Annotated in this window: 18 protein-coding genes and 1 pseudogene; 12 read left to right on the forward strand and 7 right to left on the reverse strand. The window is 71.4% G+C overall.

Features of this window, described 5'->3' with window-relative positions; all coding sequences use genetic code 11:
* Positions 1-41: 41 nt before the first annotated feature.
* Positions 42-2,024, forward strand: coding sequence for a DNA helicase RecQ (gene recQ, locus CG723_RS37650; RefSeq protein ID WP_442802625.1), 1,983 nt, complete (start codon positions 42-44; stop codon positions 2,022-2,024).
* Between the two features lie 15 nt (positions 2,025-2,039).
* Here the strand turns inward: recQ and CG723_RS37655 are convergent, their stop codons facing one another.
* On the reverse strand, positions 2,040-3,587 hold the full coding sequence (locus tag CG723_RS37655; RefSeq protein WP_234374715.1) for an AbgT family transporter: 1,548 nt from the start codon (positions 3,585-3,587) through the stop codon (positions 2,040-2,042).
* Positions 3,588-3,763: 176 nt separating this feature from the next.
* Between CG723_RS37655 and CG723_RS37660 the strand changes: the two genes are divergently transcribed.
* Both CG723_RS37660 and CG723_RS37665 read left to right on the forward strand, forming a co-directional pair.
* The gene (locus CG723_RS37660) at positions 3,764-4,975 is read left to right on the forward strand and encodes a M20 family metallopeptidase (protein ID WP_234374716.1); all 1,212 of its coding nucleotides are present in this window, start codon (positions 3,764-3,766) and stop codon (positions 4,973-4,975) included.
* A 391-nt stretch (positions 4,976-5,366) separates the two neighbouring features.
* On the forward strand, positions 5,367-6,443 hold the full coding sequence (locus CG723_RS37665; protein ID WP_100598037.1) for a DUF5937 family protein: 1,077 nt from the start codon (positions 5,367-5,369) through the stop codon (positions 6,441-6,443).
* Between the two features lie 19 nt (positions 6,444-6,462).
* Here CG723_RS37665 and fahA read toward each other — a convergent pair whose 3' ends face one another.
* Positions 6,463-7,719: a fumarylacetoacetase gene (gene fahA / locus CG723_RS37670; protein ID WP_100598038.1), complete on the reverse strand. Its 1,257-nt coding sequence runs from the start codon at positions 7,717-7,719 to the stop codon at positions 6,463-6,465.
* A 213-nt stretch (positions 7,720-7,932) separates the two neighbouring features.
* Here fahA and CG723_RS37675 point away from each other — a divergent pair, with 213 nt between their 5' ends.
* The 3 genes from CG723_RS37675 (at position 7,933) to CG723_RS37685 (ending at position 11,383) form a co-directional block, all read left to right on the forward strand.
* Positions 7,933-9,186, forward strand: coding sequence for a carboxylate--amine ligase (locus CG723_RS37675; RefSeq protein WP_100598039.1), 1,254 nt, complete (start codon positions 7,933-7,935; stop codon positions 9,184-9,186).
* Between the two features lie 81 nt (positions 9,187-9,267).
* Complete coding sequence (locus tag CG723_RS37680) at positions 9,268-10,470, forward strand: NAD(P)-binding domain-containing protein (RefSeq protein WP_100598040.1); 1,203 nt, start codon at positions 9,268-9,270, stop codon at positions 10,468-10,470.
* Positions 10,471-10,558: 88 nt separating this feature from the next.
* Complete coding sequence (locus CG723_RS37685; protein ID WP_100598041.1) at positions 10,559-11,383, forward strand: HAD family hydrolase; 825 nt, start codon at positions 10,559-10,561, stop codon at positions 11,381-11,383.
* Between the two features lie 68 nt (positions 11,384-11,451).
* Here CG723_RS37685 and CG723_RS37690 read toward each other — a convergent pair whose 3' ends face one another.
* Together CG723_RS37690 and CG723_RS37695 are read right to left on the reverse strand one after the other, a co-directional pair.
* On the reverse strand, positions 11,452-13,452 hold the full coding sequence (locus CG723_RS37690) for a CocE/NonD family hydrolase (protein WP_100598078.1): 2,001 nt from the start codon (positions 13,450-13,452) through the stop codon (positions 11,452-11,454).
* 28 nt (positions 13,453-13,480) lie between these two features.
* Positions 13,481-14,995 (reverse strand): peptide MFS transporter, encoded by a 1,515-nt coding sequence (locus CG723_RS37695; RefSeq protein WP_199842053.1) that lies wholly within the window; start codon positions 14,993-14,995, stop codon positions 13,481-13,483.
* Positions 14,996-15,219: 224 nt separating this feature from the next.
* Here CG723_RS37695 and CG723_RS37700 point away from each other — a divergent pair, with 224 nt between their 5' ends.
* The 5 genes from CG723_RS37700 to CG723_RS37720 all read left to right on the forward strand — a co-directional run bounded on the left by CG723_RS37700 (position 15,220) and on the right by CG723_RS37720 (position 20,904).
* Positions 15,220-16,230 (forward strand): polyprenyl synthetase family protein, encoded by a 1,011-nt coding sequence (locus tag CG723_RS37700; RefSeq protein ID WP_100598042.1) that lies wholly within the window; start codon positions 15,220-15,222, stop codon positions 16,228-16,230.
* Between the two features lie 217 nt (positions 16,231-16,447).
* On the forward strand, positions 16,448-17,461 hold the full coding sequence (locus tag CG723_RS37705) for a CHRD domain-containing protein (RefSeq protein ID WP_100598043.1): 1,014 nt from the start codon (positions 16,448-16,450) through the stop codon (positions 17,459-17,461).
* A 231-nt stretch (positions 17,462-17,692) separates the two neighbouring features.
* On the forward strand, positions 17,693-18,958 hold the full coding sequence (locus CG723_RS37710; RefSeq protein ID WP_100598044.1) for a LolA family protein: 1,266 nt from the start codon (positions 17,693-17,695) through the stop codon (positions 18,956-18,958).
* 100 nt (positions 18,959-19,058) lie between these two features.
* Positions 19,059-20,015: an ABC transporter ATP-binding protein gene (locus tag CG723_RS37715; RefSeq protein WP_100598045.1), complete on the forward strand. Its 957-nt coding sequence runs from the start codon at positions 19,059-19,061 to the stop codon at positions 20,013-20,015.
* Entirely contained in the window at positions 20,002-20,904 is a 903-nt protein-coding gene (locus tag CG723_RS37720; RefSeq protein WP_100598046.1) for an ABC transporter permease, read from the forward strand. Before CG723_RS37715 ends, CG723_RS37720 begins: the two co-directional genes overlap by 14 nt.
* A gap of 15 nt (positions 20,905-20,919) precedes the next feature.
* Here CG723_RS37720 and CG723_RS37725 read toward each other — a convergent pair whose 3' ends face one another.
* The gene (locus tag CG723_RS37725; RefSeq protein WP_100598047.1) at positions 20,920-21,507 is read right to left on the reverse strand and encodes a flavodoxin family protein; all 588 of its coding nucleotides are present in this window, start codon (positions 21,505-21,507) and stop codon (positions 20,920-20,922) included.
* A 92-nt stretch (positions 21,508-21,599) separates the two neighbouring features.
* Entirely contained in the window at positions 21,600-22,082 is a 483-nt protein-coding gene (locus CG723_RS37730; RefSeq protein WP_100598048.1) for a winged helix-turn-helix transcriptional regulator, read from the reverse strand.
* A gap of 102 nt (positions 22,083-22,184) precedes the next feature.
* Between CG723_RS37730 and CG723_RS37735 the strand changes: the two are divergent.
* A pseudogene (locus CG723_RS37735) lies at positions 22,185-23,549 on the forward strand (MFS transporter); the annotation flags it as partial.
* On the opposite strand, the gene rarD reads toward CG723_RS37735, so the two are convergent.
* Positions 23,536-24,561, reverse strand: a complete 1,026-nt coding sequence (rarD, locus tag CG723_RS37740) for an EamA family transporter RarD (RefSeq protein ID WP_234374717.1) — start codon at positions 24,559-24,561, stop codon at positions 23,536-23,538. The pseudogene CG723_RS37735 and the gene rarD sit on opposite strands and share 14 nt — an antisense overlap.
* Positions 24,562-24,689: the final 128 nt, after the last annotated feature.

Consider the following 24,689-nt stretch of genomic DNA (forward strand, 5'->3'; position numbering starts at 1 on the left):
ATGGACGTACGGGGGACAGGGCGATGAATGGGATCGGTGGCATGAGCGAGGTGACGGAGCCCGGCGTGGCGACGGCGATGCGCGGCGGCGCGCTGGAGACGCTGCACCGCGTCTTCGGATATGACGCGTTCCGCGGCGAGCAGGAAGCGATCATCGACCACGTCGTGGACGGCGGGGACGCCGTCGTCCTGATGCCGACCGGCGGCGGAAAGTCCCTGTGCTACCAGATCCCGGCCCTGGTCAGGCCCGGCACGGGCGTCGTGATCTCGCCCCTCATCGCCCTCATGCAGGACCAGGTGGACGCGCTGCGCGCGCTGGGCGTGCGCGCCGGGTTCATGAACTCGACGCAGGACTTCGACGAGCGCCGCACCGTCGAGGCCGAGTTCCTCGCGGGCGAGCTGGACGTCATCTATCTGGCGCCGGAGCGGCTGCGCCTCGACTCCACGCTCGACCTGCTCTCCCGCGGCAGGATCTCCGTCTTCGCGATCGACGAGGCGCACTGTGTGGCGCAGTGGGGGCACGACTTCCGCCCGGACTACCTGGCCCTGTCCGTCCTCGGCCGGCGCTGGCCGGACGTGCCGCGCATCGCGCTCACGGCGACGGCGACGCACGCCACGCACCAGGAGATCACCGAGCGCCTGGGCATGCCGGACGCGAAGCACTTCGTGGCGAGCTTCGACCGGCCCAACATCCAGTACCGGATCGTGCCGAAGGCGGACCCGAAGAAGCAGCTCCTCAGCTTCCTCAAGCAGGAGCACGAGGGCGACGCGGGCATCGTGTACTGCCTGTCGCGCAAGTCGGTGGAGGCGGCGGCCGAGTTCCTCAGCCGCAACGGCATCGAGGCGGTCCCGTACCACGCGGGCCTGGACGCGGGCACCCGCGCGGCGCACCAGTCCCGGTTCCTGCGTGAGGAGGGCCTGGTCGTCTGCGCGACCATCGCGTTCGGCATGGGCATCGACAAGCCGGACGTCCGGTTCGTCGCGCATCTCGATCTCCCGAAGTCCGTCGAGGGCTACTACCAGGAGACGGGTCGCGCCGGCCGTGACGGGCTCGCGTCCACGGCCTGGATGGCGTACGGGCTGCAGGACGTCGTCCAGCAGCGGAAGCTGATCAACATGGGGGAGGGGGACGAGGCGTTCCGGCGTCGGGCGGGGTCCCACCTCGACGCGATGCTGGCGCTGTGCGAGACGGCGCAGTGCCGCAGGTCCCAGCTCCTCATGTACTTCGGCCAGGAGCCGCAGGCGGCAAGCTGCGGCAACTGCGACACGTGCCTCTCGCCGCCGGAGACCTGGGACGGCACCGTCGCCGCTCAGAAGATCCTCTCCACGGTGGTGCGTCTCGACCGGGAGCGCAGGCAGAAGTTCGGCGCGGGCCAGGTCATCGACATCCTGATGGGCCGGCGCACGGCCAAGGTCATCCAGTTCGACCACGACCAGCTCTCCGTCTTCGGCATCGGCGAGGACCTGAGCGAGGCCGAATGGCGGGGCGTGGCACGGCAGTTGCTCGCGCAGGGACTCATCGCGGTCGAGGGCGAGTACGGGACGCTGGTGCTCACCGAGGAGAGCGGGAGCGTCCTCGGGCGCCGGCGGGAGGTGCGGCTGCGCAAGGAGGCGCCGCGCCCCGCCACGTCCCGGTCGGCCTCGCGGGACCGCAAGACGAAGTCGCCCGCGGCGGACCTGCCGGAGCAGCTGCTGCCCGTGTTCGAGGCGCTGCGCGCATGGCGCGGCGCGCAGGCGAAGGAGAACGGGGTCCCGGCGTACGTCATCTTCCACGACGCGACGCTCAAGGAGATCGCCCTCCAACACCCGACGTCCATCGGCCAACTGGGCACGATCGGCGGCGTCGGCGAGAAGAAGCTGGCGACGTGGGGCGAGGGTGTGCTCGGCGTCCTGGCGGGCCTGGACGGCGCCGGTTCCGGTGGCGGCTCGGCCCCGACCGCCTCCGCCACCGCCACGGAGGCGGCGCCGGAGGAGCACTGGCCCGAGCACGAGCCGGAGCCGGAACCCGACGACATCGACTGGTGACGGTTCCTCAGCCCGTCATCGCACGGGTGCCCCCGGCCCCAGCGGGATCCTGAACAGCCACCAGACGAAGAACAGGACCGTCCACACCACGAGCATGCTGAGCGCCACCGGCAGCGTGCAGGAGACGAGTGTGCCGATCCCGGCCCGCTTCTTGCGGGTCTGGATGAAGCCGACGGTCAGCATGAAGGTCGTCGACATCGGGGTGATGGAGTTCGTGCAGGAGTCGGCGATCCGGTACAGGGCCATGGTCGTGGCGGGGCTGATGTGCAGCAGCATCAGCATCGGTACGAGGACGGGCGCGACGAGGGCCCACAGCGCCTGCCCGCTGGTGATCAGCAGGTTCATGCAGGCGACTGCGACGATGAGCAGGGCGAAGAGGACGAGCGTCGGCGCACCCGCGTCACGGATGGCGTCGGCGCCGCGCACGGCGACGTACGTACCGATGTTGGTCCACTTGAACAGCGCCACGAACTGCGAGACCGCGAAGAAGATCACGAGCAGCGGTGCGATGGAGCGCAGGCCGTCCGCCATGAAGGCGGGCACGTCGTGGTTGGAGCCGATGACCCCGGTCAGGCGTCCGTAGACGAAGCCGATGACCAGGAAGAACAGCGCCAGGAAGACGGCGATGTTGTCGAAGAGCGGGGATTCGACGATCGCGCCGTCGGGGGCCCGCAGCGGCGAGTTCCGGGGCAGGACGGCGAGCGCGACCAGGCTCCAATAGGTAAGCGCGGCAAGGCCGGTGAGCTTCAGCGCCCGTACCTCACGGGGGCCGGGAGCCGGGCGGGCCGATTCCACTGCGGCCTCGGCGTCGTCGGGCAGCAGAGTGTGCTCCCGGCGGGCCAGGACCTTCTCGGTGACGTAGGTGATGACGAGCGCGAGGACGATCGCCGAGACGGTCGTGAAGTACATGTTGTCCGTCGGGCGCACGGAGGCGTGCGGGGAGACGGTCTGGGCGGCCTCGGTCGCCATCGCGGCGAAGGCCGCGTCGCCGGGGGCGATGAGGGGGTTGGCGTCCCCGGCCGCGTTGATGGAGACGAACGCGACGATCATGCCGAGTACGGGGGACCGGCCCACGGTCTGGAACGCGATCGCGCCGAGGGGGATCAGGATGATGTAGGCCGAGTCGGACAGGAACTTCGACAGGGCGCCGGCGAGGGCTACGGCGAGCACCACGTACTTCGCCGAGACACGCGACAGCGACTTCACAGCGAGTGCCTCGAACAGGCCGGTGCGCTCCGCGACCGCGACACCGAGCATCACGATCGTGACCGTGCCGAGCGGGCCGAACGTCACGAAGTTCTGCTCGACGGAGGACAGGAACTCGCGGGCACCGTTCACGGTGAGCACGGTCCGTACGGCGACCTGCTTGCCGGTGCCCGGGTCGGCGACGCCGAGCCCGCCCTCGGCCATGCCCCAACTGGCCACGGCCGTGACGGCGAACAGGATCCAGAAGAGCCAGAAGGGGTGCGGCAGGCGATTGCCCGCCCGTTCGATCCCGCCCAGGAATCTCATGAATCCGTGCGGGGGCGCGGGTGCTGCGGCAGGGGCGTCCACGGCTGCCATCGGTCCCTCCTTCTGTCGTACGTCTGCTGGGGGTGGTCTGCGGTGCGGCGACCCTACGAGCAGCAGGAAGGAGTCTGACCAGGGTTACCTGGCGTGCGGTAATCGCGGCCGAGGAGTGGGACGCCGGCCGCAGTCTCGACGTACGACCCAGCTCATCAGCACGTCAGGAGTCCCCCGTGCCCGCCGCTTCCCCCACCCCCGCCACCGCCGCCACGGCGACCTCGACCGAGATGCTCACCGCGGAGCTGACCGCGCTGCGGCCGCGTATGGAGGAGGTGAGCCGGGCCGTGCACGGGCGGCCCGAGCTGAAGTTCGCCGAGTTCCACGCGCGGGACGCGCTCACCGGGTGGCTCGGCGAGGAGGGCTTCACCGTCGAGTCGCCCGCCGGCGGACTGGAAACGGCGTTCGTCGCGGTGCACGGGACAGGCACGCCGGGCCCGTACGTCGCCGTGCTCGCGGAGTACGACGCGCTGCCCGGGATCGGGCACGGATGCGGTCACAACCTCATCGCGGCGGGCGGCGCGGCGGCGGCGATCGCGGCCGTGCGCGCCATGCCCGACCACCCGGGCACGATCGCGGTGATCGGCACGCCCGGCGAGGAGATGGGCGGCGCGGGCAAGATCCGGCTCGCCGATGCCGGGGTCTTCGAGGGAGTCGACGCGGCGGTGATGTTCCACCCGGCCGACCGCTCCCTGACCACCCGGCACGGCCTGGCCGCCGCGCACCTGCGGGCCGACTTCACGGGCGTCAGCGCGCACGCCGCGAAGTCGCCGTGGGAGGGGCGCAGCGCGCTCGCGGCCGCCCAGCTCTTCCTCCAGGCGCTCGACGCGATGCGCCAGTTCATGCCGCCCTCGGCCCGCGTGCACGGGATCATCACGGACGGCGGGCAGGCCCCCAACGTGGTGCCCGCCCACGCCTCGGTCGACCTCTATGTGCGCGACCGGACGGCAGCCTCCGCAGAGGCGCTGGTGAGGCGGGTGCGCAAGGCCGCCCTGGGCGCGGCGCTCGCCACCGAGACCGAGGCCGAGCTGACGGAGACCGGGCCCATGTATGCGGACCGGCGCAACAACGCCGTGATGGCCGAACGCTTCGGGGGCACGGTGCGCGGCCTCGGTCTCGCCGACATCGTGCCCGGCGACCCGGACACCCCGGCGGGATCGTCCGACATCGGCAATCTGTCGCAGCTCGTGCCCGTCATCCACCCCTATGTGCAGATCGCCCCGCACGGCACGCCCAGCCACTCCGAGGCGATGCGCGACGCGGCGGCGACCGGCTTCGCCCACGACCGCGCGCAGATCGCCGCGACGGGCCTGGCCCGGGTGGTCCTGGACCTGACGACGGACCCGGCGTTCCTGGCGGCGGCCCGGGCGGAGTTCAACGGGGCCTGACCCGGGCGCGGAGTTCAACGGGCCTGGCCCGGGCGCCCGGGCCAGACCCGGATGGGGTCCGCCGTGATCAGCCGCCCTGGCCGGGACACGGTCTGCCGCATCCCGGCCGTCCGCGCTGTGAAGCGGTCCGCCGCGTCCGACCGTCCAGGCCAGGGTGCGGCCTGCCGGTTCAGCTGTCCTGGTCCGGATGCGGTCCGCCGCTTCCCAACCGTCCTGGCCGGGCGGCGCCCCCTCGTATCCACCGCCCACCCCGGGAAGCGCCCCGCGGCGTCCAACCGCCTACCCCAGGACACGGTCTGCCGCATCCCGGCCGTCCACCCCGGGAAGCGGGCCGGCACGTCAGTGCGGCCAGGCCCGAAGCGGAGCGCCGTCGCTCCGTACACTCCCGTTCATGTCGGTCGTCCTCGTACTCGAAGGGGCCACCCCCGCCCACTTCGCCGTCGGGGTGTCCCCGCTCGCTGAGCTGGCCGCGGCCCTGCACGTGCTGACCGAGCGGTCCCATCACCCCGAGCACCGTGCGCTGGCCGAGCGGGTCGTCGGCGCGGCGCGGAACGACTTCCGTGCCGGTCTCGAACGGTTCTCGCCGCTGTGGGCCGCCCTGCGCTGGCGCGGCTTCTACCTCGCGGCCGACGGCGCCCGGCGCACCCTGCCCGAGCAGCTGCGCGCCCTCGCCGAGCTGCCGACCGACCGGTTCGCGGAGCTGACGGCCTACGCCTGTGCCAGCGGCTACCGCGGCTTCGACTTCGCCCGGCTGCTCCAGGAACCCGCGCGGGCCGCGGCGCTGCGGCACGCGGTCTCCGGGCTGCCCGCGCCCCACCGGGCGCTCGCCGCGGACCTGTTGGGCGATCCGGAACGAGTGCGCGCCGAACTGCTCGCCTTCCTCGGCCTGTGCCGTCCCGCCTTCTTCACCGACCTGTGGGCCGAGGCGGAACCCGCGCTGGCCGCCGCGGCCCACCGCATGCGCCAGCGCCTCGCCGACGAGGGGCCGGCAGAGGCCCTGACCTCGCTGGCACCGTCGAGCACCCTCCTTGCCGGCCCGCCCCGCGTCGTCTTCGACAAGCTGCACCACTCGGTGATCACCCCGGCCCGCACCCAGGTGCTGCTGATCCCCACCCGCTACGGGGCGCCGCACCTGATCGTGAAGAACGAACCCGGGCTGCCGCCCGTCCTGCACTTCCCGGTGGACGCCCCCGAGGTCGGCGTCACTCTGGCCCGCAGCCGGATGCTCGCCCTCACGGACCCGCGCAGGGTGCGCCTGTGCCGGCTCATCGCGCGTCAGCCGCTGACCACGGCCGACCTGGCGGACAGGCTCTCGATGACCCGCCCGCAGGTCTCCCGCCATCTGCGCGCGCTGCGCGACCTCGGCCTCGTGCGCACCGAACGCGACGGCCGCTTCGTGCACTACGGCCTCGACCTCGATGCCGTCGAACGCATCGGCCGTGACGTGGCGACGGCGCTCCAGTACTGACCCCGGGGCCGAGCTCTGCTCAGGCGCCCGCCACGATCCGCCCCGTCACTTCGCCGAGGCCCACGCGGGTGTTGTCCGGGCCCTGGGCCCAGGCCGTCATCGTGACCACGTCACCGTTCTCGAGGAACGTTCGCTTGCCGTCGGGGAGTTCGATGGGGTCGCGGCCGTTCCAGGTGATTTCGATGAGGGAGCCGCGTGCGTTCTCCGAGGCGCCGCTGATGGTGCCGGAGCCGTACAGGTCGCCCGTGCGCAGGGAGGCGCCGGCCACCGTCATGTGCGCCAGCATCTGCGCCGCCGTCCAGTACAGGGAGGCGGAGGAGGTCTCGGAGATGACATGGCCGTTGAGGGTGACAGTGATGTGCAGGTCGTAGCCGCCGGGCTCGTCCGCGATGCCGTCGGGGGAGGGCGCCGTGTCGTCCAGGTACGGCAGCAGCGGGTATGTGCGCTCCGGGGGCGCCACGCGCGCCTCGTCCAGCGCGTCCAGCGGGGTGATCCAGGCCGAGACCGACGTGGCGAACGACTTGCCGAGGTGCGGGCCGAGCGGCACGGTCTCCCAGGACTGGATGTCGCGCGCCGACCAGTCGTTGAGGAGGCACAGCCCGAACACGTGGTCGCGGTACGCGGACAGCGGCACCGGCGTGCCCTGCGCGGACGGCGTCCCGACGACGAAGCCGAGCTCCGTCTCGATGTCGAGCCGCACCGACGGGCCGAAGACCGGGGCCGGGTCGGCCGGGGGCTTGCGCTGGCCCGAGGGGCGGACCACGTCCGTGCCCGAGACCACGACCGTCCCGGCGCGACCGTGGTAACCCACCGGCAGATGCTTCCAGTTGGGCTTCAGGGGCTCCTCGTCCGGGCGGAACATCCGGCCCAGGTTCCGGGCGTGGTTCTCCGAGGCATAGAAGTCGACGTAGTCCGCGACCTCGAAGGGGAGGTGCAGCGTGACTTCGGCGAGCGGGTGCAGCAGGGGGCGCACGGTCTCGCGGTGCGCCGGGACCGTGACCCAGGCCGTGAGCGCGCGGCGCACGTCCGACCAGGCGGTGCGGCCCGCCGCCATGAGCGGGTTCAGGGTGGGACGGGCGAGCAGGGAGACGTAGGGCGAGCCGAGCGCGGCCGCCGCGGCGCCCGCGTCCAGCACGTACGAGCCGAGGCGCACGCCGACCCGGCGCGCTTCCACGGCCTCTCCCGGCAGGGAGAACACCCCGTACGGGAGGTTGTGCGGTCCGAAGGGGTCGCCTTCGGGGAGGTCGAGGGGGGTGAGCGGGGTCTGCTCGGACATGCGTACCTGCCTCGCTTTCCATATGGGTGGGCCACACGTTACGTGGGAGCGGCGCGTTGGGGCAGTGTCTAAAGAGTTCGCAATGTCCGGATAAGCCTTGCTGGAGTGGTCAATTCCGGCTTAGCGTCCTATCGGGGGACGCGGGCGGGGTGGGTCCGGGTCCGAAGGGGGACAGGACACGTGGGGGGACCCGTGGCCAGGAGCGCCAGCAGCGTGCCGTTCGAATGCGACCGGGACGTGCCGGGCCTGATCGTCAAGTTCGGAGACTATCCACTGCATCACGGAGGAGTGGGAGCAATCCGCAGCCTGGGCCGCCTCGGCGTGCCCATGTACGCGATCACGGAGGACCGTTACACGCCCGCGGCGTCCTCGCGCTATCTGCGCCGGGCCTTTCCCTGGCGGACCACCGGGGCCGAGGAACCGGAGCGGCTCGTCGAGGGCATGCTGCGCATCGCGCGCCGGATCGGCAGGCCCACGGTCCTGATCCCGACCGACGAAGAGGCGGCCGTCCTCATCGCCGAGCACCAGGAAGAGCTGGCAGACGAGGGGAAGTTCCTGTTCCCCCGCGTCGAGCGGGACCTGCCGCGCCGCCTCGCCAGCAAGCAGGGGCTGCACGAACTGTGCGTGGAGCACGGCGTCGCGTCGCCGGCGGCCTCGTTCCCCGAGTCGTACGCCGACATCGAGGAGTTCGCCGCGTCGGCCCGCTTCCCGGTGGTCGCCAAGAACCGGGAGGCGTTCACGCGCCGCAAACAGCCCGCGGTGAACGGCACGACGAAGATCGCGACCCCCGAGGGCCTGCTCGAACTCGCCCGCGACTGGGGCGGGCAGCCCGGCGTGATCCTCCAGGAGTACCTGCCGAGGGAGCAGGCCGAGGACTGGATCGTGCACGCGTACTTCGACGCGGACTCTTCGCCACTGGCCCTCTTCACCGGCGTCAAGGTGCGCTCCTGGCCGCCGCACGCGGGCATGACGGCGAACGCGTACGTCGTCGACAATCCGGAACTCGCGGACCTCGCCGCGCGTTTCATCAAACAGATCGGCTTCACCGGCGTCATCGACCTCGACCTGCGCTTCGACCGGCGCGACGGCCAGTACAAGCTCCTCGACTTCAATCCGCGCATGGGCGCCCAGTTCCGGCTCTTCGAGAGCGAGTCCGGGATCGACGTCGTCCGTGCCATGCACCTCGACCTGACCGGCCGCGCCGTCCCGGAGGGGGAACAGCGCGCGGGCCACCGGTACGTGGTGGAGAACATCGACCTGCCCGCTCTCATCGCCTACCGCCGCAGCGGCTACACGACCCCGCACGCACCGGCCCGCGCCACGGGCACGGAGCTCGCCTGGCTCGCCACCGACGACCTGCGGCCCCTGTTCACGATGCTCGCCCGCTTCGTGGGCCCAGGAGCCCGCCACCTCCACCAGCTGTGGCGGACCAACCGCCGAGGCAGCGGCACGACCAGGACCAAATAGCGCACGACCACCACTGAGTACCAAGTGCCAAGTGTCAACGCGAAGTAGGAAGCAAATGTTCTTCCCTGGGGAGGGGACTTCGTGATTCATCCGGTAGCTGTCATCGGAGCGGGCCCGTACGGCCTGTCGACCGCCGCCCATCTGAGGGCACGCGGCATTCCGGTACGCGTCTTCGGCGAACCCATGGTGAGCTGGCGCTCGCACATGCCCGCGGGAATGCTCCTGAAGTCCGTGCCGTCCGCCTCGAACATCGATGCCCCGCAGCGCGGCCACGACCTCGTCGACTACTGCGACGCCGCGGGGATCCCGCGCCTCGTGACGGACGAGGACATCGTCCCGGTCGAGACGTTCGTCGCCTACGGGGACTGGTTCCAGCAGAAGCTCGTGCCCGACCTGGAGCGGGTCAGGGTCGTGTCGGTGGACCGGCGCGGACACGAGAACTTCGAGGTCAAGCTGGACTCCGGCGAGCAGTTCACGGCCCGCGCGGTCGTCGTCGCCACCGGCCTGTCGGGCCTCGACCACCTGCCGCACGAGCTCGCCGCGGCGGCGCCCGACGGCCCCGCCCCCACAGGCCCTGTCTCCCACAGCTCGCAGCACCACGACCTGTCCCGTTTCTCCGGCAGGGAACTCATCGTCGTCGGCGCCGGGCAGTCCGCCCTGGAGACCGCCGCGCTCGCCGCGGAGGCCGGGGCGAGCGTGCGGATCGTGGCCCGCGGCACGGGTTCCGTACGATTCGGCGCGCCGCCGTGGGGCCAGCCGAAGCTGCGCCCCGAGACGCCGTTCGGCCGGGCCTGGTCGCTGTACGCGCTGACGTACTACCCGCACCCGTACCGCCATCTCCCGCCGCAGGCACGGCACTTCCTCGTCCGGCGGGTGCTCGGGCCGCTCGGGGCGTGGTGGCTGCGCGAGCGGTTCGAGGACAAGGTGCGGGTGCGCGAGGTGGAAGCAATCGTGGGGTCCGCCGCGGCGGACGGAGGCGCGGCCCTCGCGGTGCGGGCCCCCGGCGGGCGCCGCGAGGAGCTGACCGCGGACCACGTCATCGCCGCGACCGGCTACCGCGTGGACCTCGCCGCGATGGACTTCCTCGGCGACGGTCTGCGGACCCGGATCGCCGCCAGCCGGGGCACCCCCAAGTTGGGGACGGGCTATGTGTCCTCGGTGCCGGGGCTCTACTTCACGGGCATGCTGGGAGGGTCGTCGTTCGGGCCGGTGATGAGGTTCGTGTGCGGCACCGAGTTCGCGTCGCCGCGGCTGGTGAAGCATCTCGCGGCGGCACACGCGTGAGGCGCCCCGCGCTGGGGTGAACGGGCGGGGCGACGGAGGGGGTGACCGGGCGCAGTGACCCGGCGGAGCGGTCCGTATTCTCTCGATCATGCCCGCTCCGTTTCGCTCCGCTCCGTTCGAACTCATCGCCACAGACCTGGACGGGACGCTGCTGCGCGGCGACGACACGGTCTCCGAACGGACGCGCGACGCCCTCGCGGCCGCGGCAGCCGCGGGGGCCCGGCACCTCGTGGTGACGGGGCGGCCCGCGCCGCGCGTGCGGCAGCTGCTCGGCGAGCTCGGCGGCGCCGGCCTCGCGGTCTGCGCCCAGGGCGCCCAGCTGTACGACGCGGCGACGGACCGCATCGTGTGGTCCCTGACCCTCGACCGCGACCTCGCCGAGCAGGCCCTCGGCAAGATCGAGGCCGAGGTCGGCCAGGTCGACGCGGCGGTCGATCAGGACGGTACGGACGGTCTGACGCTCATCGAGCCGGGCTACGTGATGCCGCACCCCACGCTCCCCGCCGTGCGGATCGAGCGCCGCGAGGAGCTGTGGGCCGAGCCCATCAGCAAGGTGCTGCTCCGTCATCCCCGGCTGAGCGACGACGAGTTGGCGACGGTGGCACGGGCGGTCGTCGGCGATCTGGCGACGGTCACCATGTCGGGCCCCGGCACCGTGGAGCTCCAGCCGTGGGGCGTCACCAAGGCGACGGGGCTCGCGCTGGCTGCCGAACGGCTCGGTCTGACGCCGGAGCGCACGATCGCCTTCGGCGACATGCCGAACGACCTGCCGATGTTCGCGTGGGCCGGCCACGGCGTCGCCATGGCCAACGCCCACGCCGAACTCAGGGCGGCGGCCGACGAGGTGACCCTGTCCCATGAGGAGGACGGGGTGGGGGTTGTCCTGGAGCGGGAGTTCGGGGGCCGGGCGTAGGCCGGCCGCCCCGTATCGGCCGGCGACCCGCCGTCCCGGTCCGCCCTCACCCTCACCTCCACCGCACCTCACCCCGCCGTACGCGGAATCCGCTGCTCCCATGTCCGGTGGAAGACCACCTCGCCGCCGTCCCGGCACACCACCTCGTTGCTGGTGATGAAGTCCGTCGCGTCGCAGGCGATCTCGGAGCGGGTCTTGATCGTCACGTCCCATGCCAGCTCGGGCCGGTGCAGGCGGATCGACCAGTCGGAACGGGTGCGCGCGCTGAGTGGGTCCGCCTCCTGGATGACGTACGTCTCCACGGCGTCCTCGGTGAATTCGAGGCCGTCGGGGTAGACCCGGGTGCCGCCGTAGCGCGGGTCGACCTCGAGGCGCCATTCGCCCTTGGCGACGTCGCGGACGCAGAGCCGCTCGGGGCGCTGTTCGTCCAGGGTGGCCGGGTGGACGACACCCATGGGCTCGGACTGTTCGGGTGGCTCGAAGCCGATGTCGGCGCCGTTCTCGGCGTCGACCATCCTGACCGGCAGTTCGAGGGTGCTGCCCGCCGGGTCGAGGGTGAAGCCGGCCTCGGATCCGGGCTGCGGCCAGATCCACGGCCAGTACGCGGACGACACCGCGAGGCGGATGCGGTGCCCGGCCGGGAAGGTGTGACCGATCCCGTTCAGCTCGAAGGAGACCTCGTCCGTGGTGCCGGGGGACCAGGCGACGGCCTTGTCCCGGCCCTCGCGAGAGGAGAAGTTCAGGACGCCGCGTGTGACGAGCGTCGAGGAGCCGTCCGGCGCCACGTCGCACACCCGGACGGCGACCTGCCCGCGCGGTGCCTCGCTGGTGATGCGCAGCGTCACCTGCGGCCGGCCGAGGACCTGCAGATCCGAGGGCACCTCGAACTCGAAGCACGCCGACTTCGCGTCCTCGTCCCGCTGGTCCGGCGGCAGGTCCGCGTCGTTGCCGAAGGGGAAGAAGCGGCCCGCGTCGAGGCCCGTCTGCTGGGGCGACTTCACGATCACGGGTGGGCCCTGAAGGGCGTAGGCGAGGGGGGCGACGTTCGGGGACGGCCAGGACGGGTCGCCGACCCAGTGGCCGGGCAGCGTCGGGTAGACGGTGGCGGGCGGGTGCGAGTCGCTGATCCAGGAGCGGAGTTTGGGCTCCGCCATGACGCCGTTGTCGGCGCCCTTGAGGTGGTGGTCCCACCAGCGGAGGGTCTCCTGGAGGAAGCCGATCGCGGGGCCCGGCGGCAGGCCGCGGTCCGGGTACTGGTGCGACCAGGGGCCGATGATCCCGCGTACCTGCTGGTCGGGCAGGTTCTCGACGAGGCGCAGGACGGTGTCGCGGTACGGGTCGTGCCAGCCGCCCACCGCGAGGACGGCCGCGCGTACGGCGGTGTAGTCCTCGCAGACGCTGCCGTGCTGCCAGTAGGCGTCGCGCGTCTGGTGGCCGAGCCAGGTGTGGATGAACGGGTCGACCGCTTCGAGGCGCTCCAGCCACATGTCGCGCCAGCCCTCGCCGACGAACTGGGGGTCGGGCGGGCGCGACACGAAGGCGAGCATGGTCGCCGCCCACGCGTGCATGTCCACCGCGAGGACGGAACCTCCCATGTAGTGCACGTCGTTGTCATAGCGGTCGTCCGTCGAGCAGACCGTGACGACCGCCTTGAGCGGCTCGGGCGCGAGGGCCGCGATCTGGAGGGAGTTGAAGCCGCCCCAGGAGATGCCGAACATGCCGACCTTGCCGGTGCACCAGGGCTGTTCGGCCAGCCAGTTGACGACGGCGACCCCGTCCGCGAGTTCCGTCGTGTCGTACTCGTCGCCGGGCAGGCCCTCCGAGTTGCCGTGCCCGCGTACGTCGACACGTACGGAGGCGTAGCCGTGGCCCGCGTACCAGGGGTGGCGCTGCCAGTCGCGCGGCGCTGTCCAGTCGCTGAGGCGGTACGGGAGGTACTCGAGGATGGCGGGCACCGGCTCGTCGGTCACCGGACGCCAGATGCGGGCGAACAGTGTGGTGCCGTCCGGCAGGGGTACGCGAACGTCCTCGCGGGTCGTCTCGTAGGGGAAGGAGGTGCGGATGGTGATGGCCGGGGTTTCTGACATGGGAGTTACCTCAGTGAACGGGGTGCATGGTCCTGCGCAGCCACGGCGCGAGCGCGATCACGGCCAGGCCGATGACGACGGCGATGGCGCCGTTGACGCCGAAGTACGCGGGATTGGAGACCTCGCCGTAGAGCTTCACGGTCTGTGCCTGGATGCCGTTGGCGAGGGCGAGCGACAGGAACCACAGGGACATGGTCTGGCTGGAGAAGGCCTTCGGGGCGAGCTTCGTCGTCGCCGACATGCCGGAGGTCTCCAGGAGGATGTCGCCGAGGCCGAGCAGCAGATACGAGCCGACGATCCACCAGGCGGCCATTTTGTACGTGTCCCCGCTGTGGCCCGAGGTGGGGATGACCATGAGCAGGAACGACATACCGCCCAGGATCACACCGAACGCGATCTTGTTGGAGGCGTGCGGCTGGCGCGGTCCCATCCGGGCCCACAGGCCGGCCACCACGGGGGCGAGCGCGACCTCGAAGGCACCGAGCGCGGACGCGTACCAGCTGGCGGGGAAGTGGAAGCCGAGGATCTCGGTCCTGGCGTTCGTCGAGGCCAGCAGGATCATCGTCGAGTACGCCTGGAACAGGATGAAGTTGAAGACCACGGAGGCCAGGAAGAGCACGACGTACGGCTTGAGCCTGCCGCGCTCCTCGGCGGTCACGCGGGGGCTGCGGAACATGACCGCGAAGTACACGACCGGCGCGATGACCGAGATGACCGTGAGGACGTCCACGAAGCGGTCCATCGTCAGCCAGCCGGCCCGTACGAGGATCACGGCGAGTGCGGCGACGACGACCGCGCCCGCGATCATCATCCGGACCGCGCGTCGCATCCCTTCGGGTGGCAGTGCGTACTCGGCGGCGTGTCTGCGCCCGGCCAGGTGACGTCGCCCGGCGACGTACTGGACGAGTCCGAACGTCATGCCGATCGCGGCGGCCGAGAAGCCCCAGTGCCAGCCCTTGTGGTCGCCGAGCCAGCCGGTGACCAACGGGCCCGCGAAGGCGCCGATGTTGATGCCCATGTAGTACAGCGCGAAGCCGGCGTCGCGGCGTTCGTCGTCGGTGCGGTAGAGCTTGCCGACCATGGTGGCGACATTGGGTTTGACCAGGCCGGTTCCCGCGCTGATCAGGCCGAGGCCGACCCAGGTCATGGCCGCCGTCGGCACCGCCATCGCGTAGTGGCCGCAGGCGATCAGGATGCCGCCGTACAGGACCGCGCGGTACGAGCCGAGGATCCGGTCGGCGAGCCAGCCGCCCCCCACCGAGACGAGGTAGACGAGCGTTCCGTACGCTGCCGATACGGAGGCCGCCGTCCCCGCGGACATGCCCAGGCCACCGTGTGCCACCGTGTCCGCGAAGTAGAGGACGAGGATGGCCTGCATGCCGAGGAACGAGAAACGCTCCCAGACCTCGAGGCCCGACAGCGTGAGCAGGCCGCGAGGCTGGCCGAAGAACGCGTGGTCGTCGCCCGGCGGCGGCTGGTCGCTCAGCGGTTCGTTCGGCTCGGCCTCGGCCGTGGTGCGGGACAAAAGCGAGACTCCCGGTCTTCTCGGTCGTATGAGCTGATCAAGAACATACCGGGGGTGTTCGTGGGCCGCTCGGCCTGGTCTGTGCGGGCAGGCCCCCACTGTGATCGAAACGCGACCGGATACGCTGACTTGAGTGATGGCAGCGACACATCGACAAACCGTGTCATCGACCAAATGATCGACCGAGTTCGCCATGTGATCGTCAGCAGACAGGAGAACCTCTCGTGACCGTCGTCGGGACTTTCGGTCTTAGCGTGCGGGACCAGGCTCTCGAAGCCGATGTCCAGGCCGGGTTGGCGGCTGTCGAGGAGGGTCTGCTCGAGGCGACGAAGAGCGGGGTCCCCTTCATCACGGAGGCCGCGCAGCATCTCGTCCGTGCGGGCGGCAAGCGCTTCAGGCCCCTCCTCGCGATGCTCGCCGCGCAGTTCGGCGATCCGTACGCGCCGGGTGTCGTGCCCGCCGCCGTCGTCGTCGAGCTCACGCATCTCGCGACGCTCTACCACGACGACGTGATGGACGAGGCCGACGTGCGCCGCGGCGTCGACAGCGCCAACACCCGCTGGGGCAATTCCGTCGCGGTCCTGACCGGCGACTTCCTCTTCTCGCGTGCCTCGCACATGCTGGCCGACCTCGGGCCCGAGGCTGTCCGCATCCAGGCGGAGGCCTTCGAACGCCTCGTCACCGGGCAGATCCTGGAGACGGCCGGACCGCGCGACGGCCGCGACCCGGTCGACCACTACCTCGACGTCCTGGGCGGCAAGACCGGCTCGCTGATCGCCGTGGCCGTGCGGTTCGGCGCGATGATGTCGGGCGCCGACGAGCGCATCGTGGACGTCCTCGCCCAGTACGGCGAGCGGCTCGGCGTCGCCTTCCAGCTCGCCGACGACGTCCTGGACATCGCCTCCGACTCGCACGAGTCCGGCAAGACCCCCGGCACCGACCTGCGCGAGGGCATCCCCACGCTGCCGGTCCTTCGGCTGCGCGAGCGCGCCGAGCAGCTCGGCCTGCCCGAGGACCGCGCCCTGTGCGAGCTCCTCGACTCCGACCTGACGGACGACGCGCGCCACGCCGAGGCGCTCGCGCGACTGCGCGTCCACCCCGCCCTGGAGCAGGCCCGCAAGGACACGGTGCGGTACGCGGAGGAGGCGCGGGCGGCCCTCGCGCCGCTGCCCGAGTGCGGCGCGAAGGCGGCTCTCCTGGAGCTGTGCGACGCGGTGGTGCACCGGGCGGGCTGACGCCCTTCCGCCTCACCGGGCCGCCGCGCGCGGGCCGGTGAGGTCAGTGACCGTTGCTGCTCGACCCCGGGACCGTGGTCCTTGCGAGGTCCTACTCGACCGATCGCGATGTGGCGCAGATCACATCATTGGATTGAGTCCAGACTGAGATTCGTTCCGTACTCATGCCTGGAAGCCGGCGCAGGGGGTGCCGGCTCCGACAGGGGGAACAACGATCATGGGCACTCTCGGAACGAATTCGAAGCGGCGCAAGACCCTCGTGCTCACCGGGGTGGCGGCCGCTGCCGCAGCCGGCGTGACGGCGGCCGTTCTGCCGGCCGTCGCGGACAACGGCGAGCGCGAGGGCTCCGGCCACGCGGCGCACGGCGTCCAGTCTCTCGACGCCCACGGCTCGCTCTCCGGCGGGCGGGGCGGCGCGCTCTTCGCGGCCGGTCTCAGGGGCGCGGCGGAGGTACCGGTCAAGGGTGGCCCCGCCGTGGGCGACAAGGACGGCGCGGCCCTCGAGTTCATCAAGGTCAAGGGCGACCGGGTGTCGGTCGCGGTCAAGTGGCGGGGTACCGCGAAGCCCACCATGCTCCACATCCATGAGGGCGCGAAGGGCACGAACGGCGGGGTGAAGGTCGACTTCACCGGCCTCCTCGGCAGGATCAGGAACCACCAGGTCACCGGCTCCGTCACCGTCAAGGACCGCGCCCTGCTCGGCCGCCTGACGAAGAACCCCGGCGGGTTCTACGCCAATCTGCACACCGCCGAGTTCCCGGGCGGCGCCGTCCGGGGTCAGCTCCACAAGGTCAGCACGGACTTCGCCTTCCGCGACGCGCTCTCGCACGTACAGGCCTCGGTCGTGCGCGGCCGGCAGATCTATCAGTGCCGGAAGGCGGACGACGGGTCAGGCACGTACGCCTTCGCGCAGCGCGACGTGCGCGCCGTACTCGGCGGCAACATCGCCCACACCTTCACGGCGCCCAACTCCGGTACGCCGCAGTGGACCGCGCCCGACCGCAGCGCCGTCACCGGCAAGCTCATCAGCAAGACCCCGAACGGTGACGGGAACATCCCTGAGCTGGACCTCAGGGCCACGCAGACCGGCAAGCGGCACGGGCTGCTCTCCGGCACCGCCGAGATCCTGCGCCTGAACACGGTCGGCGGAGTCGCCCCGGCGGGCAGCTGCGATCCCGGCACGGTCGTCGGTGTGCCGTACCGGGCCGACTACGTGTTCGTGCAGCGCTGACCGACCCGCGGAACCGGCGGCGTCTCCCCTACGGGATGGGGGAGGCGCCGCCCTCTCGTGTCATACCGCGGGAGTACGCGGAGTTGATCCTGGGGTCTGACGCTTCCGCCCGGCCGATTTGGTCAGATTGATAGCACCACTCCCGACCAGTTCGGGTGAGAATGGCGGCTTGGGGTGGACAGACGAGCAAGGACGGTAGGCCGCCGCCCAACACGGAGGTAGGGCAACAACATGGCACCGTACGAATCCGAAAGCGCCGGTCGTCGCAAGGCGACCCGCTATGTGGTCCCGGTCGCGGTGGTGGGGGTGGCCGCGGCGACGATCGGGCTCGTCCCCGCGCTGGCCGACTCCGGCAACCCCGATCTGCCGAAGCTCAGCGCGCAGCAACTCATCGAGAAGATCGCCAAATCGGACGTGCAGCAGATGTCCGGCACGGTGAAGATCTCCACGGATCTCGGACTCCCGTCCCTGGGCGGTATGGCGGGCGGCTTCACCCCGGGCGCCGGCGGCTCCTCGGAAGGCGGGGACGGCAAGGGGGGCTCCTCCGCCGACCCGCAGTCCAAGCTGATGGAGCTCGCCTCCGGCACGCACACGCTGCGCGTCGCGGCGGACGGCCCGGACCGGCACAAGCTGTCGGTCCTGGGCAACGCGGCCGAGTACAGCGTGATCCACAACGGCGACGAGGTCTGGGCCTACGACAGCGCGTCGAACGAGGCGTACCACTCCAAGGACGCCGCTGCCGCCGGTGACCGGGCCGAGAAGCACAGCAAGGGCGAGACGCCCAAGGGCGTCCCGGCCACGCCCAAGGAGCTCGCGGACGAGGTCCTGAAGGCGTCCGGCAAGACGACGTCGATCTCGGTGGAGGGAACGTCGCAGGTCGCGGGGCGTGACGCGTACAAGCTGCTCGTCAAGCCGAAGCAGGCCGGTTCGACGGTCGGCGGGATCACCATCTCGGTGGACGCGAAGACCGGTGTGCCGCTGAAGTTCACGCTGACGCCCGCGGGCGGCGGCAAGGCGGTCGTGGACGCGGGCTTCACCAAGGTGGACTTCGCCAAGCCGGCTGCTTCGACGTTCGACTTCACCCCGCCGAAGGGCACCAAGGTCACCGAGGGCGACGACCTCAAGGCGCAGGACAAGTCCCACGCGCCGAAGGACCTGCCCAAGGACCTCCCCAAGGGGATGCCCAAGGAGCTGAAGGACGCTCAGGGCGGCGGCATGAACGACATGAAGGTCATCGGTGAGGGCTGGACGTCCATCGCCGAGCTGAAGCTGCCTGGCGGGCAGGGCCTGCCGACGGGCGGCTCGGGCTCGGGCGACGTCCCGCCGGAGGCGCAGAAGTTCATGGATGCGCTCGGCGACCATGTGACGGGCAAGTTCGGCTCGGGCACGGTCTTCTCGACCCGCCTGGTCAACGCGCTGATCACGGACGACGGCAAGGTCTACGCGGGCGCGGTCACCAAGGACGCGCTCGTGAAGGCGGCGAACGCGGCGCAGTAGCCGTACGCGCCACGAGAGTTGGCAGTCAGGAGTGGAGGCGCCGGTGCCGGTGCCTCCACTCCCGCACTCCACCAGAACCGACGGGCACGACGGGAGCGAGATGGCGGCGAGCACTGCCGAGGAGCCCGTGATCGAGACGCGGGCCCTCACCAAGCGCTACGGCGGCGACCAGCCGGCGGTCGACGGCCTCGACCTCACCGTCCCCGCCGGCAGCGTCTTCGGCTTCCTCGGGCCGAACGGCTCGGGCAAGACCACCACCATCCGCATGCTGATGGGCCTGATCGAGCCGACGTCCGGCGCGGCCAGCGTCCTCGGCCGCCCCATGCCCCGCGCGACCCGCGCGGTCCTCCCGCACGTCGGCGCGCTCATCGAGGGCCCCGCCCTGTACGGGTTCCTGTCCGGCCGGGACAACCTGATCCGGTACGACTCCGCCGACCCCGCCGCCGACCCCCGCACCCGGCGTGCCCGCGTCGCCACCGCTCTGGACCGGGTGGGCCTGACGGCAGCCGCGGGCAAGAAGGCGAAGGCGTACTCGCTCGGCATGAAGCAGCGCCTCGGGCTCGCCGCCGCGCTGCTCCAGCCCCGCAAGCTCCTCGTGCTCGACGAGCCGACGAACGGCCTCGACCCGCAGGGCATGCGCGAAATCCGTTCCCTGGTGCGGGAGCTGGCGTCGGACGGCACGACCGTCTTCCTCTCCTCGCACCTCCTCGACGAGATCGAGCAGGTCTGCACGCACGCGGCCGTGATGGCGCGCGGCCGGCTCATCACGCAGGGCCCGGTCGCCGAGCTCGCGGCAGGGGCCCGCGGCCGGCTCGTGGTCACGACCCCCGACCCGGGCGACGCGGCGCGCGTGCTGAAGGAGCGGGGCATCGCGGACCTGACCGTGACGGACGACCAGGTGACGGGCGAGCCGCCCGGTCCCGGCACCGACCTCGCCGAGCTGAACGCCGCACTGGTCACCGCGGGCGTCCGCGTCCGCGGCTTCGGACTCGAACGGGCTTCGCTGGAGGACGCGTTCGTGGCCCTGACCGGAGAGGGATTCGATGTCGCAGGCTGAGGCCACGGCCGCCGCCGTCACCGCCGCCGAGGACGCGGCGCCCGTGCGGAAGAGGATGTGGACGCTCGGCCTGTTCCGCAGCGAGCTGGTCACCACGTTCCGCCGCTGGCGCACGATCGCCCTGCTCGCGGTCCTGGCCGGGGTGCCGATCCTCGTCGGGATCGCCGTCAAGATCGAGACGAGCGGCGGTTCACAAGCCGCGGGCGGCGGCGGGGGAGGGCCTGCGTTCATCGCGCAGATCACCAACAACGGCCTGTTCCTGGTCTTCACCTCGCTCGCCGCGACGCTCCCGTTCTTCCTGCCGATGGCCGTCGGGGTGATCGCGGGCGACGCGATCGCCGGCGAGGCGAACGCGGGGACGCTGCGCTATCTGCTCGTCGCCCCCGCGGGCCGCACCCGCCTGCTCCTCACCAAGTACGCGACCACGATGACGTTCTGCCTGGTCGCGACGTTGGTCGTGGCGGCGACGGCGCTCGCCACGGGTGCCCTGCTCTTCCCGCTCGGCGACCTCGTCACGATCTCCGGTACCCGGATCGGCTTCGGCGAGGGTCTCGTACGGGCCCTGCTGATCGCCCTCGTCGTGGCCGCGTCACTCGTGGGGATCGCCGCGCTCGGACTGTTCGTCTCGACGCTCACGAACAGCGGGATCGCGGCGATGGCGACGACGGTGGGACTGCTCATCACCGTCCAGATCCTCGACCAGATCCCCCAGCTGCACGCGATCCAGCCGTATCTGTTCTCGCACCACTGGCTGTCCTTCGCCGACCTGATGCGCGAGCCGGTCTACTGGGACGACCTGCTCAAGAACCTTGGCCTGCAGGGCCTGTACGCGGCCGTGTTCGGCTCGGCGGCGTGGGCGCGCTTCACGACGAAGGACGTCACGGCGTAGCCGACTGCCGCACCGCTACGCCTCGTACGGGAAACGGGCGATCTCCGGCTGCCGTTCGGGCGCGAAGAACGACTTGGCGCGCAGCAGCGCCTCCTCGTCCTTGAGTACGTCGCCGGGCTTGCTGCCGTTGCCGAGCAGGACACCGCCGAAGCGCATGCCCATGTACGCGGCCGAGTTGCGCAGCGTGCCGACCAGCGGGTCCGCGACGACCTGCTCCTCGTGGGCGAGCGCCGTCACGCCCCACAGGGTGCGCCCTTGGAGCGTCGCCTTGAAGTCGATGCCGGGGGTGCGCAGCCAGCCCGACCAGTAGTCGAGGTAGCGCTTGGTGGGGGCCGAGACGGAGTACCAGTACAGCGGCGACGCGATGACGATGTCGGTGGCTTCGAGGGTCGCGTCCAGGAGCAGCGCCGTGTTGTCGCCGGCGGGCCGGGTGTGGTCGCTGTCGTGGCGAAGGTCCTCGAAGTCGGGGAGCGGGTGCGCGGCGAGGTCGATCCAGCGCTGCCCGACCTCGGGGGAGAGCTGCTCGGCGGCCCTGCGGGCCAGGATCTCGGTGTTGCCTTCGCCGCGGCTGCTGCCGAGCAGAAAGAGGAACGTGCGGGACATGGGGCACTCCGGGGTCGGTTGGTCGCGCCGATTACCTGCATGTGCAGTTTATGCATGCGCAAGTAATTCCGTCCAGGGGGCCCGCCCGCGGCTCAGGGAGCGCTCGCGCCGATCGTCGCTCCGGCTGCCGCCGCCGCCTCCTGCGCCGCCCGGGTGTCGTACGCGGCGCGGGCCGCGGCGATCTCGCCCTGGTGGTGTTCGGTCCACGCCACCAGGGACCGGATCGTCTCGTGCAGCGTGCCGCCGAGCGGCGTCAGTTCGTACTCGACCCGGGGTGGCACCACCGGGTGCACCGTCCGCTTCACCAGGCCGTCCCGCTCCAGCTGCCGCAGTGTGACCGTCAGCATCCGCTGGCTGATCCCGTCGATCTCGCGGCGCAGCTGCGTGAAGCGCAGCCGGCGGTGTTCGAGGAGCGCGATGACGAGCAGGGACCACTTGTCGGCGACCCGGTCGAGGATCTGGCGCACCTCGCAGTCCTCGCGGGTGTCCCACTGGAAGGGGTCCGCATCGCCGTAGCCGGCGCCGGAGGCGGTGCTCGCGCAGTTACTCGGTGACTTCGAAGTGCCTTCTTCCATGCCCGTCGATGCTGCCGCAGGATCGAGGCGGTTACAAGAGGGAACCGACCCTCCGTCGCGTAACCACCCATTCCTGTATGCGACTTGAGGAGCCGACCCGTCATGGGTACTCGCGCCTGGGCACTGCTGTTGGTCCTCTGCGGAACGATCTTTCTGGAGGGTGTCGACGTCGCCATGCTCGCCGTCGCGATCCCCTCGATCCGGTCCGATCTGGCGCTCGGCACCGGAACGGCAGCGTGGGTCATGAGCGCCTACGTCCTCGGCTACGCCGGATTCACGCTGCTCGGCGGCCGGGCGGCCGATCTGCTCGGGCGGCGCCGGATGTTCCTGTTCTGGCTGGCAGTCTTCCTGGCCTTCTCCGGGCTCGGCGGCTTCGCGACCGAGGGGTGGATGCTGATCGTCGCGCGCTTCGTCACCGGCGTCTCCGCCGCGTTCATGACGCCGGCCGCGCTGTCGCTCATCACCACCTCGTACGCCGAGGGGCCGCAGCGCAACAAGGCGCTCCTCGTCTTCGCGGGCACGGCCGCGGGCGGCTTCTCCCTCGGGCTCGTCGTCGGTGGGCTGCTGACCGAGCTCGGCTGGCGGTGGGTGTTCTTCGCGCCCGTGCTGCTCGCCGGGGCGATCCTGGCCGCCGCGGTGCGGCTGATTCCGGCGCAGGCCGCGCCCGGGCGGCGGCGCAGCGGCTTCGACGTGGCCGGAGCGGCCGCGGCGGCGGGCGCCATGCTGCTGGTCGCCTACGGCGTCGTGCGGCTCGAACACGGGCTCACGGACTGGCCGCTGACGGCCGCCGCCGTCGCCCTGGGGCTCGCGCTCGTCGGCGTCTTCGTCGCCGTGGAGCGGCACAGCGCGGCGCCCCTCGTGCGGCTCGGCATCTTCCGTACGGGGACGGTGGTCCGCGCCGGCCTGGGGGCACTGCTGTTCGTCGGCGCGTTCTTCGGGTTCCAGTTCGTGCTGACCCTGTACCTCCAGGAGCTGCGAGGCTGGTCGTCCCTGCAGACGGCGATCGCGCTCGTCGTGATGGGCTGCGACGCGGTCCTCGCGCCGACGCTCACCCCGCGCCTGGTCGAGCGGTTCGGCAACGCGCGCGTCGTCCTCGGCGGCTTCCTGCTGGCGATCCTCGCGTACGGGCTCTTCCTGCCGGTCGGCATGGACTGGACGTACGCCGCCATGTTCCCGACCCTGATCCTCGCCGGGACCGCGTTCGCGCTGGCCTACGGTCCGCTGACCATCGCGGCGACGGACGGGGTCGCGGAGGAGGAGCAGGGGCTCGCGGGCGGGCTGCTCCACACGTCGACGCAGTTCGGTTCGGCGCTCGGCATCTCGGCGGTGACCGCGGTGTACGGGCTCGCCTCGAAGGGGGCCGGCGCGGCCGACACGCTCTCCGCCTTCCGCGCGGCCCTCGTGGTGCCGGTGGTGATGGTGACGCTGGGCGCGCTCGTGTCGGCGCGCGGGATCAGGCGGCCGGCTCGCGCCGCGGATCCGTCTCAGGCTGTGTCTGCGGCTGAGTCTGTGTCTGCGGCTGCGGAATCGACTCCGGCACCGTCTCCGGAGCCGTCACCCGCGCCTCCTGCTCGGCAAGCGCGATCCGCCCCCGCCGGGCCGTCCGCAGGGCGTCCCACGTCAGGAGCGTGAGCGCCACCCATACGAGAGCGAAGCCCGCCCAGCGTTCGGCGGGCATCGCCTCGTGGAAGTACAGGATGCCGAGCAGGAACTGGAAGACCGGCGCCAGGTACTGGAGCAGCCCCAGCGTCGACAGCGGTACGCGGATGGCGGCGGCGCCGAAGCAGACCAGGGGGATCGCGGTGACCAGGCCCGTCGCCGCGAGCAGCGTGGCGTGGCCCGCGCCGTTGCCGAACGTGGACTCGCCCTGCGCGCCGATCCACAGCAGATAGGCGAGCGCGGGCACGAACTGGATCGCGGTCTCGGCGGCGAGCGACTCCAGGCCGCCGAGGTTCACCTTCTTCTTCACCAGACCGTACGTGGCGAAGGAGAAGGCGAGGCAGAGGGAGATCCAGGGCGGCTGCCCGTATCCGAAGGCGAGGACGAGGACCGCGGCGAGGCCGACGCCGACCGCCGCCCACTGCGCGGGCCGCAGCCGCTCGCCCAGGAGCAGGACGCCCATGGCGATGGTGACCAGCGGATTGATGAAGTAGCCGAGTGACGCCTCGACGACATGGCCCGCGTTCACGGCCCATATGTAGACGCCCCAGTTGACCGTGATGACGGCCGCGGCGACCGTGACGAGCGCCAGCCTGCGCGGGTTGCGCAGCAGCTCACCGGCCCAGGCCCAGCGGCGTACGAAGAGCAGGGCGATGCCGACCACGGCCAACGACCACACCATGCGGTGGGCGAGGATCTCACCGGCGCCGGCGGGCTTGAGCAGGGGCCAGAACAGGGGCACCAGGCCCCACATCCCATAGGCCGCGATGCCGTTCAACAGTCCTGTGCGCTGTTCGCTCCTCGACTGCCCAGCCTCCACGGCCCCTCCTTCACACACGCGGACGCCCCGTGGCGGCCACTCATGAAGGTAGCGCCGCGGGGCACCGGCTGTCATGTCCGTATCTCTATACGGTCATGACAGGACGTCCGTGCAGGTGGGAGACCGTC

The sequence above is a fragment of the Streptomyces sp. CB01635 genome (genome assembly GCF_002803065.1).
GTDB lineage: Bacteria > Actinomycetota > Actinomycetes > Streptomycetales > Streptomycetaceae > Streptomyces.

Coding starts and splice junctions, on each gene's coding strand:
- recQ (WP_442802625.1), top strand. CDS start 42: ATGAGCGAGGTGACGGAGCCCGGCGTGGCGACGGCGATGCGCGGCGGC.
- CG723_RS37655 (WP_234374715.1), bottom strand. CDS start 3,587: ATGGCAGCCGTGGACGCCCCTGCCGCAGCACCCGCGCCCCCGCACGGA.
- CG723_RS37665 (WP_100598037.1), top strand. CDS start 5,367: ATGTCGGTCGTCCTCGTACTCGAAGGGGCCACCCCCGCCCACTTCGCC.
- fahA (WP_100598038.1), bottom strand. CDS start 7,719: ATGTCCGAGCAGACCCCGCTCACCCCCCTCGACCTCCCCGAAGGCGAC.
- CG723_RS37685 (WP_100598041.1), top strand. CDS start 10,559: ATGCCCGCTCCGTTTCGCTCCGCTCCGTTCGAACTCATCGCCACAGAC.
- CG723_RS37705 (WP_100598043.1), top strand. CDS start 16,448: ATGGGCACTCTCGGAACGAATTCGAAGCGGCGCAAGACCCTCGTGCTC.
- CG723_RS37710 (WP_100598044.1), top strand. CDS start 17,693: ATGGCACCGTACGAATCCGAAAGCGCCGGTCGTCGCAAGGCGACCCGC.
- CG723_RS37715 (WP_100598045.1), top strand. CDS start 19,059: ATGGCGGCGAGCACTGCCGAGGAGCCCGTGATCGAGACGCGGGCCCTC.
- CG723_RS37720 (WP_100598046.1), top strand. CDS start 20,002: ATGTCGCAGGCTGAGGCCACGGCCGCCGCCGTCACCGCCGCCGAGGAC.
- CG723_RS37725 (WP_100598047.1), bottom strand. CDS start 21,507: ATGTCCCGCACGTTCCTCTTTCTGCTCGGCAGCAGCCGCGGCGAAGGC.
- CG723_RS37730 (WP_100598048.1), bottom strand. CDS start 22,082: ATGGAAGAAGGCACTTCGAAGTCACCGAGTAACTGCGCGAGCACCGCC.